Source organism: Microcoleus sp. B13-B6, assembly GCF_036705405.1.
GTDB lineage: Bacteria > Cyanobacteriota > Cyanobacteriia > Cyanobacteriales > Microcoleaceae > Microcoleus.
The window spans coordinates 1-15,327 of record NZ_JAUBUJ010000074.1 but is presented as its reverse complement, the minus strand read 5'-3'; the positions used below and the strand labels follow the sequence as shown (position 1 = coordinate 15,327).

Annotated in this window: 16 protein-coding genes; 7 read left to right on the top strand and 9 right to left on the bottom strand. The window is 46.2% G+C overall.

The genetic code is table 11. From position 1 onward, the window contains the following. The first annotated feature begins 244 nt into the window (after window positions 1–244). Window positions 245–514: a GlsB/YeaQ/YmgE family stress response membrane protein gene (locus tag QUB35_RS26710; RefSeq protein ID WP_333144671.1), complete on the top strand. Its 270-nt coding sequence runs from the start codon at window positions 245–247 to the stop codon at window positions 512–514. 367 nt (window positions 515–881) lie between these two features. Here the strand turns inward: QUB35_RS26710 and sppA are convergent, their stop codons facing one another. The 4 genes from sppA to QUB35_RS26690 form a co-directional block, all read right to left on the bottom strand. After that, entirely contained in the window at window positions 882–2,702 is a 1,821-nt protein-coding gene (gene sppA, locus QUB35_RS26705) for a signal peptide peptidase SppA (RefSeq protein WP_333144670.1), read from the bottom strand. A 46-nt stretch (window positions 2,703–2,748) separates the two neighbouring features. Beyond that, on the bottom strand, window positions 2,749–2,907 hold the full coding sequence (locus QUB35_RS26700; protein ID WP_333107298.1) for a hypothetical protein: 159 nt from the start codon (window positions 2,905–2,907) through the stop codon (window positions 2,749–2,751). Between the two features lie 303 nt (window positions 2,908–3,210). Beyond that, window positions 3,211–4,260 (bottom strand): type 2 isopentenyl-diphosphate Delta-isomerase, encoded by a 1,050-nt coding sequence (fni, locus tag QUB35_RS26695; RefSeq protein WP_333144669.1) that lies wholly within the window; start codon window positions 4,258–4,260, stop codon window positions 3,211–3,213. Window positions 4,261–4,406: 146 nt separating this feature from the next. Next, window positions 4,407–5,090, bottom strand: coding sequence for an SDR family NAD(P)-dependent oxidoreductase (locus QUB35_RS26690; RefSeq protein ID WP_333144668.1), 684 nt, complete (start codon window positions 5,088–5,090; stop codon window positions 4,407–4,409). A gap of 79 nt (window positions 5,091–5,169) precedes the next feature. Here QUB35_RS26690 and QUB35_RS26685 point away from each other — a divergent pair, with 79 nt between their 5' ends. Beyond that, window positions 5,170–6,279: an S-(hydroxymethyl)glutathione dehydrogenase/class III alcohol dehydrogenase gene (locus tag QUB35_RS26685; protein ID WP_333144667.1), complete on the top strand. Its 1,110-nt coding sequence runs from the start codon at window positions 5,170–5,172 to the stop codon at window positions 6,277–6,279. A 91-nt stretch (window positions 6,280–6,370) separates the two neighbouring features. Then, entirely contained in the window at window positions 6,371–7,225 is an 855-nt protein-coding gene (fghA, locus tag QUB35_RS26680; protein WP_333144666.1) for an S-formylglutathione hydrolase, read from the top strand. A 22-nt stretch (window positions 7,226–7,247) separates the two neighbouring features. On the opposite strand, the gene QUB35_RS26675 is transcribed toward fghA, so the two are convergent. Next, the gene (locus tag QUB35_RS26675; RefSeq protein WP_333052830.1) at window positions 7,248–7,532 is read right to left on the bottom strand and encodes a tetratricopeptide repeat protein; all 285 of its coding nucleotides are present in this window, start codon (window positions 7,530–7,532) and stop codon (window positions 7,248–7,250) included. A gap of 164 nt (window positions 7,533–7,696) precedes the next feature. Then, window positions 7,697–8,611, bottom strand: coding sequence for a branched-chain amino acid transaminase (locus QUB35_RS26670; RefSeq protein WP_333144665.1), 915 nt, complete (start codon window positions 8,609–8,611; stop codon window positions 7,697–7,699). A 314-nt stretch (window positions 8,612–8,925) separates the two neighbouring features. Between QUB35_RS26670 and QUB35_RS26665 the strand changes: the two genes are divergently transcribed. Then, window positions 8,926–9,294: a Lin0512 family protein gene (locus tag QUB35_RS26665; RefSeq protein ID WP_333144664.1), complete on the top strand. Its 369-nt coding sequence runs from the start codon at window positions 8,926–8,928 to the stop codon at window positions 9,292–9,294. Between the two features lie 477 nt (window positions 9,295–9,771). Here QUB35_RS26665 and QUB35_RS26660 read toward each other — a convergent pair whose 3' ends face one another. Continuing rightward, complete coding sequence (locus QUB35_RS26660) at window positions 9,772–10,605, bottom strand: DUF4142 domain-containing protein (RefSeq protein ID WP_333144663.1); 834 nt, start codon at window positions 10,603–10,605, stop codon at window positions 9,772–9,774. Between the two features lie 72 nt (window positions 10,606–10,677). Beyond that, window positions 10,678–11,712 (bottom strand): hypothetical protein, encoded by a 1,035-nt coding sequence (locus QUB35_RS26655; protein WP_333144662.1) that lies wholly within the window; start codon window positions 11,710–11,712, stop codon window positions 10,678–10,680. 1,149 nt (window positions 11,713–12,861) lie between these two features. On the opposite strand from QUB35_RS26655, the gene QUB35_RS26650 reads away from it, so the two are divergent. Then, window positions 12,862–13,101 (top strand): ChaB family protein, encoded by a 240-nt coding sequence (locus QUB35_RS26650; RefSeq protein ID WP_333144661.1) that lies wholly within the window; start codon window positions 12,862–12,864, stop codon window positions 13,099–13,101. A gap of 236 nt (window positions 13,102–13,337) precedes the next feature. Here QUB35_RS26650 and QUB35_RS26645 read toward each other — a convergent pair whose 3' ends face one another. Continuing rightward, the gene (locus QUB35_RS26645) at window positions 13,338–13,970 is read right to left on the bottom strand and encodes a hypothetical protein (RefSeq protein ID WP_333144660.1); all 633 of its coding nucleotides are present in this window, start codon (window positions 13,968–13,970) and stop codon (window positions 13,338–13,340) included. 248 nt (window positions 13,971–14,218) lie between these two features. Between QUB35_RS26645 and QUB35_RS26640 the strand changes: the two genes are divergently transcribed. Together QUB35_RS26640 and QUB35_RS26635 are read left to right on the top strand one after the other, a co-directional pair. Continuing rightward, window positions 14,219–14,938 (top strand): SAM-dependent methyltransferase, encoded by a 720-nt coding sequence (locus QUB35_RS26640; RefSeq protein ID WP_333144659.1) that lies wholly within the window; start codon window positions 14,219–14,221, stop codon window positions 14,936–14,938. Between the two features lie 23 nt (window positions 14,939–14,961). Next, window positions 14,962–15,327 (top strand): hypothetical protein (locus QUB35_RS26635; protein ID WP_333144658.1); only part of this gene is annotated, 366 nt, incomplete at its 3' end.

The window sequence follows — 15,327 nt, the reverse complement described above, 5'->3', positions numbered from 1 at the left end:
CACAAAAAATCCCAGAAAAGATTCTCCTATTTCCCTTTTGCTTTGAGCATAAGTACCTTTCTTGCCTCGAAAAAGTGGGTTAACTCTTTTGAGATATTAAACAGCCTCAAACTCCGACGATTCATGAGAAATCCTACCACTTTCGGTTCCTCCCTGCGGTAGAGGTAAGTCCCCGATAGCGGTTGTTATTCTAAGAACATAAGACAAGGGACGAGAAAAGTTTAAGTATTCAGGAGAAAGAGAAATGGGAATTATTGCTTGGATCGTTTTAGGACTGATTGCCGGTGCGATCGCCAAAGCCATTTATCCGGGAACTCAAGGCGGCGGTTTTCTGGCAACAACAGGTTTAGGAATTTTGGGCGCGCTAGTGGGAGGTTATCTAGGTCAAGTCCTATTGGGGACGAGCGGGGGAGCATCCTTCGGAGTAATTAGCCTACCCAGCATAGCTTTTGCAGTCGTCGGTGCGATCGTTCTACTTTTCATCTGGGGATTGTTAACTCAGCGTGCAGCATAATAAATATTGCCAATTCCCAGTTGATCGACTTTTAGGGTATTCATAAACCCGGTTTCTTCGAGAAACCGGGTTTTTCAGTTGTGTGTAGGATGCGTCAATCGATTTTAGATTTTAGATTTTAGATTTTAGAGGCGAGCCCACGGATAAATGCGGGGGCTTGAGGATTTTCGATTTTCGATTTTGGATTGATTCCACGGATAAATCCGGGGGCTGTACCATCAAGAAATTCTTGGTCAGCCTACTTTTACCAAACCCGGGTTAAAAACCCCTATCAGACTCAGCGCTTGCAACGGTTCAAGAGCAAAACTTTCGTCTCAACAGAGGGGGACTAAGAATAAAGGGGTAAAAATCCCGGACTTGGTATCAATTAATCAATCCGCAAAGTGAAAGGCAAGCGAACATAAACCCCCTGCGGGTCGTTCATCGACTTGATCACAGCCAATTCATCTTGCATTTTCTTAAATTCGGCCGTTAGCGGGTCGAGTTTGGCTGCTGGTTTCAAAACGTGAACGCCGGAAATTTTTTCCAAAATTCGCTCCTCCAAACTGCGGCGTTTTGGATATTCTTCCACCTTCCAATCGTCGCCGAGTTTAGCTTGCTTCGCCGCCTCTCTGACAGCATCTTCAAGCCCGCCAATTTCATCGACTAAACCCAACTGTTTCGCGGCCGTACCAGACCACACCCTGCCTTGAGCAATTTCTTGTACCTTGTTTTTCGGCAGTTTGCGGGAGTTGGCGACTTTAGTAATAAATCGATCGTAAATGCGATCGACTATCCTCTGAATATTCGCCAATTCTTGAGGATTTTTCGGACGGGAAACCGTGGTAGTATCCGCAAAGCGGCCGGTTTTCACCACGTCCCAAGTTAGGCCGTTGTTAGCGGCCAACTTTTCGGCGTTGAAAAGCATTCCAAAAACGCCAATAGAACCGGTAATCGTATTGGGTTCGGCAAAAATGCGGTTGGAACCCATCGAAATCCAATAGCCGCCGGATGCTGCCAAATTGCCCATTGAAACAATAACTGGTTTCTTTTTCCCCGTCAGCATCACTTCGCGTGCAATGACTTCGGCCGCCGTCGCGCTGCCTCCGGGACTGTTGACGCGCAAAACCACTGCTTTTACGTCGTTATCTTCTCTAATTTTCCGCATTTCTTGAGCAATGCGATCGCCTCCTACTTGAGTCGGGCCCCCTTCGCCGTCTACAATCTCTCCTTCAGCGTAAAGTATAGCAACTTGGTTTTTCTTGTTAGCATCAGTTGAGTTTTTATCCTCAGCAATTTTCGCGTAGTTTTTCAAACTAATTTGCTTGAAAGATTTGTTTTCGCCATCTGTTCCTGTGAGTTTTTTGAGTTCGGTCGATATTTCGTCAAAGTATACAACTTTATCAACTAACTTGTTTTTGAGAGCTTCGTCAGCCATCAAAGTTCCGCCATTATCGGCAAGCGCTTGCAGTTGCGGAACAGTCACTTTGCGACTCGGGGCGACAGTTTGCAGGTATTCTCCCCACATATCTCCGAGCAACTTTTGAGTTTGCTGGCGATTTTCGGGACTCATTTTTGTAAGCAAAAACGGCTCAACGGCTGACTTGTATTTGCCGACGCGAGTCACTTGCACTCCCAGGCCGTATTTTTCCAAAGCACCGGTGAAAAACATTGCCTGACTACTAAAACCGTTGAGTTCCAAAGCGCCGTAAGGATTGACTGCAATTGTATTAGCAACGGAACCGAGGTAATAATCTCGTTCATTCCAGTCCATTTGGTAAGCAAAAATGGGTTTTTTGGCATCTCGGAAACGCTGCAATGCCCCTCGAACTTCTTTGAGATTGGCAAACCCGCTGCTGCTCGACTCCGAGCTGCCTTCAAGATAAAGGCCAACGATTTTCGGGTCTTTTTTCGCATATTCGATCGTGTCTAAAACAGTCCGCAGCGTCACTGTATCGCCGGAATCTTCCGAAAGCACTTCTTCAATCGCCGCGCCAGTGCTACGGCTCGGTTTGCTGTCGGTAATATTTAAAGAAAGGTCTAATACCAATACCGACTTATCTTTAACTTGCGGGCCCGAATCTTTGGACGACGATGCCGCCATAGCAATTAGCAGTACCAGTCCGCCCAATCCGATGCTGCCCAGCAGCAACATTCCTAGGAAGGTTCCCAGTAAACTTGCACAGGTATATTTTAGGAAATCTTTCATTAGATAATTGGTAATTAGTTATTAGTCAGTAGTCAGTAGTCAGTAGTCAGTAGTCAGTCAGGGCAAACGCATCTAAATTGCCGGGAGAATAGTAGTAGTGTTTTGAGGAATAGCCACCGCTATCGGCAGTCAAATCTCTTTTCAATAAACTACAGCTATCGATAATAGTCGCAACAAGCACGGTAAAATTCCCGCTTGTTGACATGATGCGTTTGCCCTGAGTAGTCAGTAGCCATTAGTCAGTAGTCATTAGTCATTAGTCATTAGTCAGTAGTCATTAGTTATATAACATCCGGTTAGAACGGAATGATACCGAGTGTGCAAGTGTCCCGCTCGCACTGCACTCGGCAAAATATTATTCCGATGCCACCGGAAACGATTTTATTGGTCATTCCTGCAAGTAGGATGTAGTAATTATCCCCTGTCGTTAGTTATTAGCTAATGACTGTTGACTAATGACTGCTGACTAATGACTGCTGACTAATGACTTTTGACTGCTGACTCACTTTTATCTTAACCTTTCCAAAACCCCAGATTGTTTTAGCTCATCCAAATTACCGCAGCCCGTACAGAACATCACGGTAGCGATTTCTGCAATTAACACCTCAGCTAGAAGGGCTGCGGCTGATTCCGATTCCGCTGCAGCTTGTAGAAACGGCCGCGCCAGTCCCGCAATATCCGCGCCAAGCGCGAGAGCCTTCGCTGCATCCAACCCATTCTGCAAGCCCCCAGAGGCAATCAGAGGAACATCCGGCGCTACGGCGCGGGTGCTGACAATGCACTCGGCTGTCGGTATTCCCCAGTCGGCAAAGGTTGCGCCTAACCTGCGCTGCTTGCTATCTTTAGCTCGCTCTCCTTCTATTTTCGCCCAAGAAGTGCCTCCGGCCCCGGCAATGTCGATCGCACCTACCCCGGCGGCGAGCAATTTCTTTGCCATCTTTCCTGAAATACCGTTGCCGACTTCTTTAGCAATAACTGGTACTGGTAATTGATCGCACAATTTTGCAATTTTTTCTAGCAGTCCTTTAAAGTTAGTATCGCCTTCGGTTTGAACGCACTCTTGCAGCGGATTGAGGTGCAAAATTAGGGCATCTGCTTCGAGAATATCAATAATTTTTTGGCACTCTTCCAAACCGTAATTGTAGTTTAATTGAACGGCTCCGATATTGGCAAACAGGAGAATATCGGGAGCGCGGCGACGGACGGCAAATGTAGGAGCGAGTTGAGGATTTTCTACAACAATTCGCTGGGAACCGACTCCCATTGCTAGTTTGTATTCTTGAGCGACATCGGCGAGGCGATAATTGATTGTCTGGGCTAATTCTGTGCCGCCGGTCATTGAGGAAATTAGCAGGGGAACGGCTAGTTTTTTGCCGAGAAATGTTGAGGTTAAATCGATTTCGGTGCGATCGAGTTCTGGCAAACAGCAGTGTTCAAAACGGTAGCGTTCGAGGCCGCTGGTAGTTTCGCGAAATTGTACGTCTTCTTCGAGGCAAATCCGCAGGTGGTCTGCTTTGCGGGTTTCGGTTTGCGAGGGGGAGGTTAGCGGCAAGTTCACAGTGGCTATTTGGGGAAAGAGTTTTGATTTGGGAATATAGCAATTTTATTTCATTTTTGAGATTTTTTTTATGAACCGCAGAGAGCGCAGAGGGCGCTGAGGGGAAGAAAAGAGAGATGTGCGTAAATCCTGCCAGGGTTTCTGTATTATCCAGGAACAGTCAGCGGCATTCCGTTATCTGAAGGTTTTAATTTTAGTAAGAAAGGAACTGCTTTTTGCACCCATGCTTTGACTGACGGGTAATTTGCCGCATCTTCTCCGAAACAAATGTCCAGCATATCGGTGTGAATTATCCCCGGATTCACAGGAACTGCTGCCATACCTGCGGGCAATTCTTGAGCGAGCGATCGGGTAAGTCCTTCTATTGCCCACTTGGAAGCGCAATAGGGCGCGACTTCCGGCGAAGTTGACCTTCCCCAACCAGAACTAAAGTTGACAATTATGCCGTTTTTTCGAGCAATCATTGCCGGGACAAAGTGGCGAATTACATTAGCCGTACCTTTAATGTTAACATCAATTACCTGAGAAAATTCTTCGTGGCTGATATTCCAAAGAGGCGCGAGATGATTAGCTACGCCTGCATTATTAATTAACAAATCTGGCGGATCATTTTTTGCCAGCATTTCTGTTGCCCAAGCTTTTACTCGATCGTCGTTGGTGACATCCAAACAAGTAAAATGGTGGGGCGCACTATATTTTTGGTTGAGTTTTTCCACCGCTTCGGAAGAACGGGCGCATCCCAAAACTGTATGTCCCAATTCCATAAACTTTTCGGTCATGGCAAGACCAAGACCGCGACTGACTCCGGTAATTACAATTAATTTTGTCATAAATTTGCTCCAAGTTTGACATTAAGTAATACAATACATATTGACGGGTCAATTGACAAATCGATCGCAGGGAGAAAGCATGAAAGTAAAAGCAGCAGTTGCTCGCAGTGCCGGCCAACCTTTGAGCATTGAAACGGTGGATCTGGATGGGCCGCAGGCTGGAGAGGTGCTGGTGGAAATTAAAGCCACGGGTGTTTGTCACACTGATGCTTACACTCTTTCCGGTGCAGATCCTGAAGGCTTGTTTCCGGCTATTTTAGGCCACGAGGGAGCCGGGATTGTCGCAGAAGTTGGGCCGGGAGTCACGAGTGTCAAAGTGGGCGATCGGGTAATTCCTCTATACATTCCCGAATGTCGCAACTGCGAATATTGTTTGAGCCGAAAAACTAACCTCTGTCAAGCAATTCGCGTAACTCAAGGCCAGGGAGTGATGCCCGACGGCACGAGCCGATTTTCCATAGATGGGCAGAAACTATACCATTACATGGGAACTTCTACCTTTGCTAATTATACAGTATTGCCAGAAATTGCGGTAGCAAAAATTCGCGAAGATGCTCCTTTTGATAAAGTTTGTTTAATCGGCTGCGGCGTAACAACTGGCATCGGCGCTGTCATCAATACTGCGAAAGTAGAGCCTGGTTCTAATGTGGTAGTTTTCGGTTTGGGCGGCGTGGGTTTGAATGTAATTCAAGCGGCTCGCATGGTGGGAGCTAACATGATTGTCGGCGTAGACTTGAATCCCGACAAGCGAGAGATGGCGGAAAAATTCGGCATGACTCACTTTGTCAATCCCCGCGAAGTGGAAGGCGATTTAGTGCCTTATTTGGTAGATTTAACCAAAGGTGGAGCTGATTACAGTTTTGAATGTATCGGCAACATTAATGTGATGCGCCAAGCTTTAGAATGCTGCCACAAAGGTTGGGGCGTGAGCGTAATTGTCGGGGTAGCGGGAGCCGGTCAAGAAATTAGTACCCGCCCGTTTCAGCTAGTAACTGGCAGGGTTTGGAAAGGCACGGCTTTTGGCGGGGCAAAAGGCAGAACTGATGTGCCTAAGATTGTTGATTGGTACATGGACGGTAAAATTGATATTGACAGTCTGGTAACTCAGGTAATGCCGATCGACAAAATCAACGAAGCCTTTGATTTAATGCACAAAGGCGAAGTAATTCGCACAGTTTTGACATTTTGAACAAAAATCTTTCTCTCTTCCCTCTTCCTCTGCGCCCTCTGCGCCCTCTGCGGTAAAAAAAAATCTAATTAAAAAATGAAATAGAATTAACATGATATCAGACTCCCTAAAACTGCACAAAGAACAGAAAAGTTTCGGTGGCAAACTAGGCTTTTACAGCCATCAATCCTCAACCTGCAACAGCGAGATGAAATTCGCAGTTTACCAGCCCCCCCAAGCTTTATCTCAACCCGTACCAGTTTTGTATTTTCTATCAGGTTTAACCTGCACAGAAGAGAACTTTATGGCAAAAGCGGGGGCGCAACAATTTGCGGCAAAATACGGGTTAATGCTGGTTGCGCCCGACACAAGCCCGCGCAATACTGGTATCCCCGGCGAAGATGACGATTGGGATTTAGGAAGTGGTGCGGGTTTTTATGTTGATGCGACAGCCGCACCTTGGAATTCTCACTATCGGATGTACAGTTATGTGGTTGATGAATTGCCGAATTTAATCGCCGAAAATTTTCCAGCGATACCGGAAAAACAGGGAATTTTCGGTCATTCAATGGGCGGACACGGGGCGTTAATTTGCGCGTTGAAAAATGGCTCTCGCTATCTTTCAGTTTCCGCTTTTGCGCCTATTTCCGCGCCAATGCGCTGCCCTTGGGGACAAAAAGCTTTTGCAAACTACCTCGGTGGCGACAAAGATATCTGGAGGGCTTGGGATGCTAGCGAATTGGTGCTTGAGGCGCAATACAACCGTCCGATTCTGATTGACTGTGGCACGGCTGATTCGTTTCTTGCTGATGGGCAGTTGTTGCCGGAAGTGTTCGCGGAAGCTTGTGCAAAAGCGGGACAGCCGCTAACTTTAAGAATGCAGGAAGGTTACGATCATAGCTATTATTTTATAGCTACTTTTATGGAGGATCATATTCAATTTCACGCGGCTGCTTTGTGTGAGTGAACTTTAGTTTGTAGTAAGGACTTTAGTCCTTAAACCTAATTTCATTGTGCAGCGCACTCCAGGGGACTAAAAGCATATCAGCTATTTGCGATTGTCCTCTAGACCTGTAGATATCCATAGCTTTCTCAAAATCTTCAATTCCCCCCTGTAAATCTCCTGTTCCACTTCGAGCAGTAGCACGAATCATGTAAGCTTCTACAAAGTCAGGATTGAGATTTATTGCTTGAGTAAAAGCTGCAACTGCTTCCTCGTACAGCCCCCTGCGACCGAGGTCGAATCCTTGTTCGTAAAATTCTCGAGCTTCCATAGCATTTCTTAATTATCGATGTAGTTAATTCTGGAGTGTCGATATAGAAGTTTTTAAGCCGATGAAATAGAGCAGACGGGTGTAAGGACACCGCAGTCCAGTTGATGGTTTGTAGTGAGGAATTTAGTTCTTAAAAGAAGGACTGAACTCCTCACTACAAACGGTTAATTAAGATCAATCGGAAATACCCAGTCTTGATACTTGCTGTCGCGATTTTCGATAATCCCGGTTAGTTTGTCCAAAATCTTTTCGGTGAGGGGTCGGTTTTTGGGCAAGTGATAGTTTTCTACTCGCTTAATTGGCGTAATCTTCGCGGCGGTTCCGCAGAGGAAAATCTCGTCTGCAATCAACAGTTCCGATCTATCAACGGGTCTTTCTATGACTTCAATTCCTAAGTCTCTGGCGATTGTGATTACGCTGTCTCTGGTAATTCCTTCGAGAATATCTTGCTCGAAACCGGGAGTAACTAATTTACCGTTTCTGGCGACAAATATGTTCATTCCTGAAGCTTCGCTGACTTTTCCCTGAGTGTTCATCATAATTGCTTCGTCGAAGCCGGATTCTACTGCTTCGGTTTTGGCTAAAGCTGAGGTGATGTAAGCGCCGCTAATTTTACCTCTTAAGGGCAAACTGCGGTCTTCTTGGCGATACCAAGAGCTAATTCTACAGTTGACTCCTTCTTTTGGCAAATAGTCTGAAAGTTCTAATCCGTAGACAAAAAAGTCGGTTTCTACGTTGTGCAGTCGGGGGGCAATTCCTAAACTGGATGTGTAGATAAAAGGGCGGATATAAAATGATTTTGTTGGTTGGTTTTTCTGGACAAAATCAATAATTATTTGTTGGATTTTGCTGGCTGGTAAATCGCAGTGAAGGAAGCTGGCACTTTGACTTAATCTTTGACAGTGGCGGTCTAATCTAAATAGCAAGATTCGATCGGCATTTTGGGGGTCGGGAATTCCCCGCAACCCGCCTAAAACTCCGGTTCCGTAGTGCAGTGCGTGGGTTGCTATGGAAATTTTGGCGTCGGTAAATGGGAGAAATTGGTTTTGAAAGTAGGCAATTGGTAGAAAACTATCCATGATTCAAGCTGGCGATGAGTTTGGCAGTCCGCGAGGAAAGCTGAATTTGGTTATATTACCATAAGTTATACCATTTGAGATTTGAGATTGAGAAGGACTCATTTCATAAGGGTTTGAAGCTTGCCTACAGTTGGATTGTTTTTGAAGACTGGTATTATTCTTTTGTTGTGATATCAATTTATAAAATAAAATCAAGAGCCGTCTGTTTGGTTGATAATTGTTTTGGGAAAAAGTGCGATCCTCTTCGTTGGCGTAGCCCCCGTAGGGGCGGGCTTCGCTAACGACTACAAACAAAAATCAACCAAGGGGCAACAATGGCACGTAAATGTTTCATCATTGAAATGGGGATGGGTATAGACCAGCACGGGCAGGAACCGACTGTAGCCTGTGCAAGGGCTGTACGGAATGCGATCGCCCATAATGCTCTCCTAGGCGTCTGGGAAGTGGCGGGTTTGACTGACCCCAATCAGATGATTGTTGAGGTTAAGGTGGCTGTTCCTTACCCGGAACAGGTGCGGGAACAGGATGTGTTGGCGGTGCTCCCTTTTGGCAGCAAAACTCTGATTGTGGAGCAAGGGGGCATGATTGTGCCAGGAAGGGCGATCGCCTCTCTGAATGATAAAAATGATGAAATGCTAATCGCTGTGGCGGCTGTGAGTGTTTTTGTGGACACTGAGGACTAATTAATTTTGTGTTGTTTGAATAAATCTGCGGTGAAATTCGATCGCCCGATCGCACTTGCTTGTTTCCGCGATCGGGCGATCGAACGCCTGTCTGTTAAAAAATGATTAATTTAGACTAAATTGTAGGGTGCCCCGGAGAGAGCGCATGAAATACCCTAGAAAATCTGAGGCTCTGAGGCACCCTAGAATAGGTCTGTTGGATGGTAAGGTTTATTTGCGCCTACCTACTTAATTTTGAACTTTTAATTAATAATTTTTAATTTCTCAGGCGGCCGGGTATGTAAGCCATCCAGCAAAAACCTACGATTAACAACAGCCACGTTGCTGTAATATTGCTGCCCAACAAGTTGCGGATAAAATCTTCCATTGTTCTCAAAAATTATAGCGTTTAAAAGAATTTATTACTGTTCCTTCTCGGCTCACAAAAGGTAGAGTCCGATCGCGTTTTACGCTATCGCACTCTACCTCCTCTACCTCCTATTTGGGCTGGCTGGTATCTGCCAACATTTGGTTAACCATTTGCAAGTGCGCTTGAAGGTTCGGCAACTTCTGGGTGGCCCAAGCCTTCAACTCGGGATCTTGTCCCTGTTGAGATTGAGCTTGAAACAGAGCAATAGCCTGATTGTGGCTCTCGATCATAGCCTGCTTGTAAGCAGTGTCAAAACTTCTACCGGAGAGTCCCGAAAGTCGCTTCATCAAAGCTGTGTTCTGCGTACTCATCTCGGTTGGCAATTCAACCTGCTTTTGCATTACTAACTGCATCAATTCTTTATTTGCTTGAGTGTGTTCCTCAACCATTTCTTGCCCGTATTGTTTCACACTAGCACTAGAACCGCGCTGCACTGCCAATCTGCCAAGTTCCACTTCCAGCATACCCAGTTGACCTGCTTGCATGACAAAGGTTCTGTCTCTGCTGCTGAGAGAATTAGGCGAGGTTTCGCCACCTGTTGGAGTGTTGGGAGAACGGCCGGGAGTGTTGTTGGTGGGGGTATTTGGAGAACGGCCGGGAGTGTTGTTGGTGGGGGTATTTGGAGAACGACCGGGAGTGTTGTTGGTGGGAGTATTTGGAGTGTTGGGAGAACCGCCAGGATTGTTGTTGTTGTTAGGATCTGTAACAGGAGGTCCCGGAGAATTAGGATCGTTTAAGTCGTTATCAGCAAGCTCAAAAACTCGCTCGCCCGACTGGTTGAAGCCGTTAGTCTGGCGGTTTAATTCTGCGAATCCCGGCACAGCTATCAAGGAACTAACGCCGGCAATTCCGGCAACTGTTACCAATTTTTTGAACAAATTTTTGCGATTGAGTGAAGTCATGAATTTCTAAGCCTCTAAGTTGTTTTCAAAAGTCCGCGCGTGTGAAACTATCTCGTAGGGAATCGCCCGAAACTACCGATGGGAGGGTGTACTGCCTTTCCGAAACAAGTTGATCAAACCAAAGGCGCCCAAGGCACCCAGCCACCCGAAATTGTTGGGGCTATCGCGCCGAGCACTCAAAACTCCAGAATTAGTATCAGCCGGCGTCGATGTGGTATCGGTTGTACCGGTTGTACCAGTTGTGCCGGTGCCTGTCGTACCAGTTGTACCAGTTGTGCCGGTGCCTGTCGTATCGGTTGTACCAGTTGTACCAGTCGTATCGGTTGTACCAGTTGTACCAGTCGTACCAGTTGTACCCGTGCCAGTCGTATCGGTTGTACCAGTTGTACCAGTCGTACCAGTTGTACCGCTTGTACCCGTTGTACCGGTGCCACTCGTACCGCTTGTACCGCTTGTACCGCTTGTGCCGGTGCCAGTGGTATCGGTTGTACCGCTTGTACCCGTGCCAGTCGTACCCGTTGTACCGCTTGTACCGGTTGTATCGGTACCGCTTGTACCGCTTGTACCCGTGCCACTCGTACCGCTTGTACCGGTTGTATCCGTGCCAGTCGTACCCGTTGTACCCGTTGTACCCGTTGTACCAGTGCCACTCGTACCGGTTGTACCCGTTGTACCCGTTGTACCCGTGCCGCTTGTACCCGTTGTACCGCTTGTATCCGTGCCAGTCGTACCCGTTGTACCGCTTGTACCGGTGCCAGTCGTACCCGTTGTACCGCTTGTACCGGTGCCACTCGTACCGCTTGTACCGGTTGTATCCGTGCCAGTCGTACCCGTTGTACCGCTTGTGCCTGTCGTACCGCTTGTACCCGTTGTACCGCTTGTACCGGTGCCACTCGTACCGCTTGTACCGCTTGTGCCTGTTGTACCGGTACCGCTTGTACCGCTTGTACCGCTTGTGCCTGTGCCGGCGCTACCGCCAGCACCGCCGCCAGCACCGCCGCCAGCACCGCCCGACTGGGCTGAAGCAGGCACTGCTAAGGAAACCGTTGCTAAACCTAAAGTACAAGCGCTTGCTAAAACAACTTTCAACAATTTAGAAGATTTCATGGTAATGCTTGCTTTTGCATAGAGTGCTGCGATCGCTTGTGATGCCAAAACCGCAGGGTCAAATTGACAGCGTAACGTGCAAATTTTCTAACCTTCGCTGCGGAATAATGAAGGTAAGGGGGCAAATTTAGTCCCGTTCCCTTGATGATTTTTCCCTGATTAATTACACCGCTACGTTAACAGTTTATAAGCTATTACTTATGCTTCAAGTTCGCCATTCATCTTTAGGAATATTTGACAAAATGGCTTTTTATTTCAGGTGGTGGATGAAATTTGATTGAGCGGCAGACTAGCTCTCTAAAAATTTGTGTACGGGGGATAAAAAGCGGGTTGATCTGAAAAATTTTGGGTTGAGTAACGAGACATATAAGCATCAACCCGGTTTCTGAGACAAGCGGCCGCTTCTTCCTATAAATTTTCTCCGGCGGCTGGTGCTTTGAGCCAGAAATTATTGATTTTATCACCATCAATTTTGGCTTAGCACTGCGCCAGATGAGTTAGTTTAAAAATTTTTTGATCGCTATTTTTCCTTAACTTGCTGCTGGCAATTTGGGCACTGGCAGAATACCGTTCAAACTTTCCCAGAAACTAAATTATCTCAAAACGCCCGACCGCTCATAGTCGCCAGAACACCTGCAACCCCCTAGCAGCAAGGCTTTGGGCTGGGATTTGAGTTGCCTCAAACAGGAAAGCGAACTGAGGGCTATCCGAGTCTATCCCCCACGAGATTAAATTAACCAGCGGCGGCCCACTCGTGAGAATTGCTTGTGAGTGCGATCGGCTAAACTCTGAGATAGTCAAGCGAAAACTATGCCAGAGAGCGCTTGTTCTCTAACACCTTTCCCAAGCGGACTTTAACTATGCTGCATCGAATTATTACCAGAATTCGCTATCTAACGTTAATTGCTTTTTCTAAGTTCGCAAGTTAAAAAGCCGAAATCATATTAATCGATGTTTAAGCAAGGAAATTACCCAAATCCTGCCCAACCAGCAACCGCAAGCCCCTTGCCTTCGAGGAGCAGAATAAATTTAATATTACATCTGTCCTCAGAATGAGAAAAATGCGGTTTAAAACTTGCTTTTAGAGAGAGGAAAGTAGTTGCTTCTCGTATATAAGATTACATTTATGTTTAATAATTAGAGGTCATTATGCCAGAACAACAATTTGACACCTTACCTTCGGAAGCACAAGAACTCCCCCAAGGAGCTAAACAAATTTTTCAGGCTGCTTTTAAGAGCGCTAGCGAAGATGGAATGAGCGCAGATGGTGCTACTAGCGTTGCTTGGAACAGTGTAAAATCTGAATATGTTCAAGAAGGTGGCACGTGGCATCACAAGGGTGATGATACTAACCAAACCCGCAAATCTGTACAGTCTGGTGGCAATTAGTTATCACCCTTTAGTAATATCGTGTCCGCTAACATAACCCCTATTCGCTGTGTAGTGAGGGCTTCATTCCTCAAGTTTTGATGAGAACGAAGCATCCTCACTACCCACCAATCGCAGTGACGTTATGCTAGCGGGCATGATATCATGAGTCATTAGCAATCTACTCATCACTTGTGGTTAATGCTTGACGTTGATAGCTGTTGGAGATAGCTGTTGGAATCGCGGTGGTACACAAGTTAATCGAGCCTGTTCATAGGCTGGCGCATATCCCATTGCAATTCGGCTAAAACGAGCAAGCTAAATACCATTATGGCTCCCGTAAATAGGAAAAGCCAACCCCCCGTGTAAGGTAAAATTAATATTCCCAACAGGTGAAATAAACTTGCCGCTAAAAGCGCGCGCGATCGCACTGCGAATCCAGTCCCCAAATACCCAATTCCGCTCATTCCCAACCACAGGGGACAGAGATTCGCCAATACTTTTCCCCAACTGAGAAAAATTGCTAAATCGGTCAGCAGCAATCCTAATAACATTAGTATTACCCAACCGTAAAGCACCCAAATCAGGCGTTCTATTGTGACCCAAGAGTATGTCATGCTTACCATTGCTGCTGTACCTACGAGGCTGAGCGCTGACCACAAACCGGCTTGCAGCATCCAACTCACAGAAAAAAATTGTGCTGTGCCGAACATGGCTATTAACAGCAAGCTCCACAGCAAGCAAGTTCGATCGAGACAAGTATAAAATTGTGAATAAAATCGATCTTTGCCAAGGGGAAACTGAACCTGCCAAAGCCCTTCTAAATCCTGAAGTTCGATGTTAATCTGTTTCCGGCGCAGAGGGGGAACTGAATAATTAAAAAAGGTCATATCTGACACTATTAAAATTTACAATTATTTGCTTAGGTACTATCTCACCAGCAATCGCTCTAATTGCAATCTGTCAATCGGATTAATCTAGTTAATTGGATAATCTGCCGGCAGTAATAGTTATTCGATCGCACCAGGTAAAACAGGAATAGATAGATTGTACAAGTTGATAAAATAGCTCTTGCGACAGATGGCTGGAATATTACTTATTCGATACTTTTAAAATAGTCAACTTTGTTACAGAATTTATGCTCACTTCATCCCATCCTCTGAAACAGGTATTCCACTGCCCGGAAGAATCGGATTTTTACGCGCACTGCTTGGAAAGTTTAGTGTTAAATGCTAGTGACAATTCTCGACTTATCGTAGAGTTTGGTTCAGGAGAGGGAAGTCCAGTTATTAAGTCTTTGCTGAGAACTGATTTTGAGGGGACAATACAGGGATTTGAGCTAAATAATGTAGCGTGGAAAATTGCTGACTCTCAAATTAAGCAATATGAACTGAGCGAACGATACACCGTCAACAATTGCTCTTTTTTTGATTCGCCCTTATACGAGTCGGCGGATTGTGTCATCTCAAATCCGCCTTACTTGCCGGCGGTGGATGATAAGATTTACCAGCCGCTGTTGCACGGGGGGAGTGATGGTTCGACAATTGCTAAGAAACTTTTGTCTTTGGGCAGCGACGAAGTTTTGCTGATGGTTTCTAGCTATTCTAATCCTGTGGGTTTGATCGATTATGCCTTGGATCGAGGCTACTCGGTTGCGAATTTTGAAATTGCACCTTTAAATTTTGGCTATTATAGCTCGGAACCCAAGGTGAAAAGCGCGATCGCCAGTCTGCGAGAACAGGGAATGGCTTTTTATTCGGAAAACATCTATCTGCTGGCTGGAGTTTTGTTTAAGAAGCACCAAAAGTCGCAAAGAGATTTGTCGATCGAGCTCATTAAGTTAATGACAGCTTTTTAAAATACAGCGCTGGTAGGTGCAAGATGCCTGTTCCACCATTGTCAGCAACAGGCTTTTCGGCCTGTTCCACCATTGTCAGCAACAGGCTTTTCGGCCTGTTCCACTATGGTCAGCAACAGGCTTTTCGGCCTGTTCCACTATGGTCAGCAACAGGCTTTTCGGCCTGTTCCACTATGGTCAGCAACAGGCTTTTCGGCCTGTTCCACTATGGTCAGCAACAGGCTTTTCGGCCTGTTCCACTATGGTCAGCAACAGGCTTTTCGGCCTGTTCCACTATGGTCAGCAACAGGCTTTTCGGCCTGTTCCACTATGGTCAGCAACAGGCTTTTCGGCCTGTTCCACTATGGTCAGCAACAGGCTTTTCGGCCTGTTCCACTATGGTCAGCAAC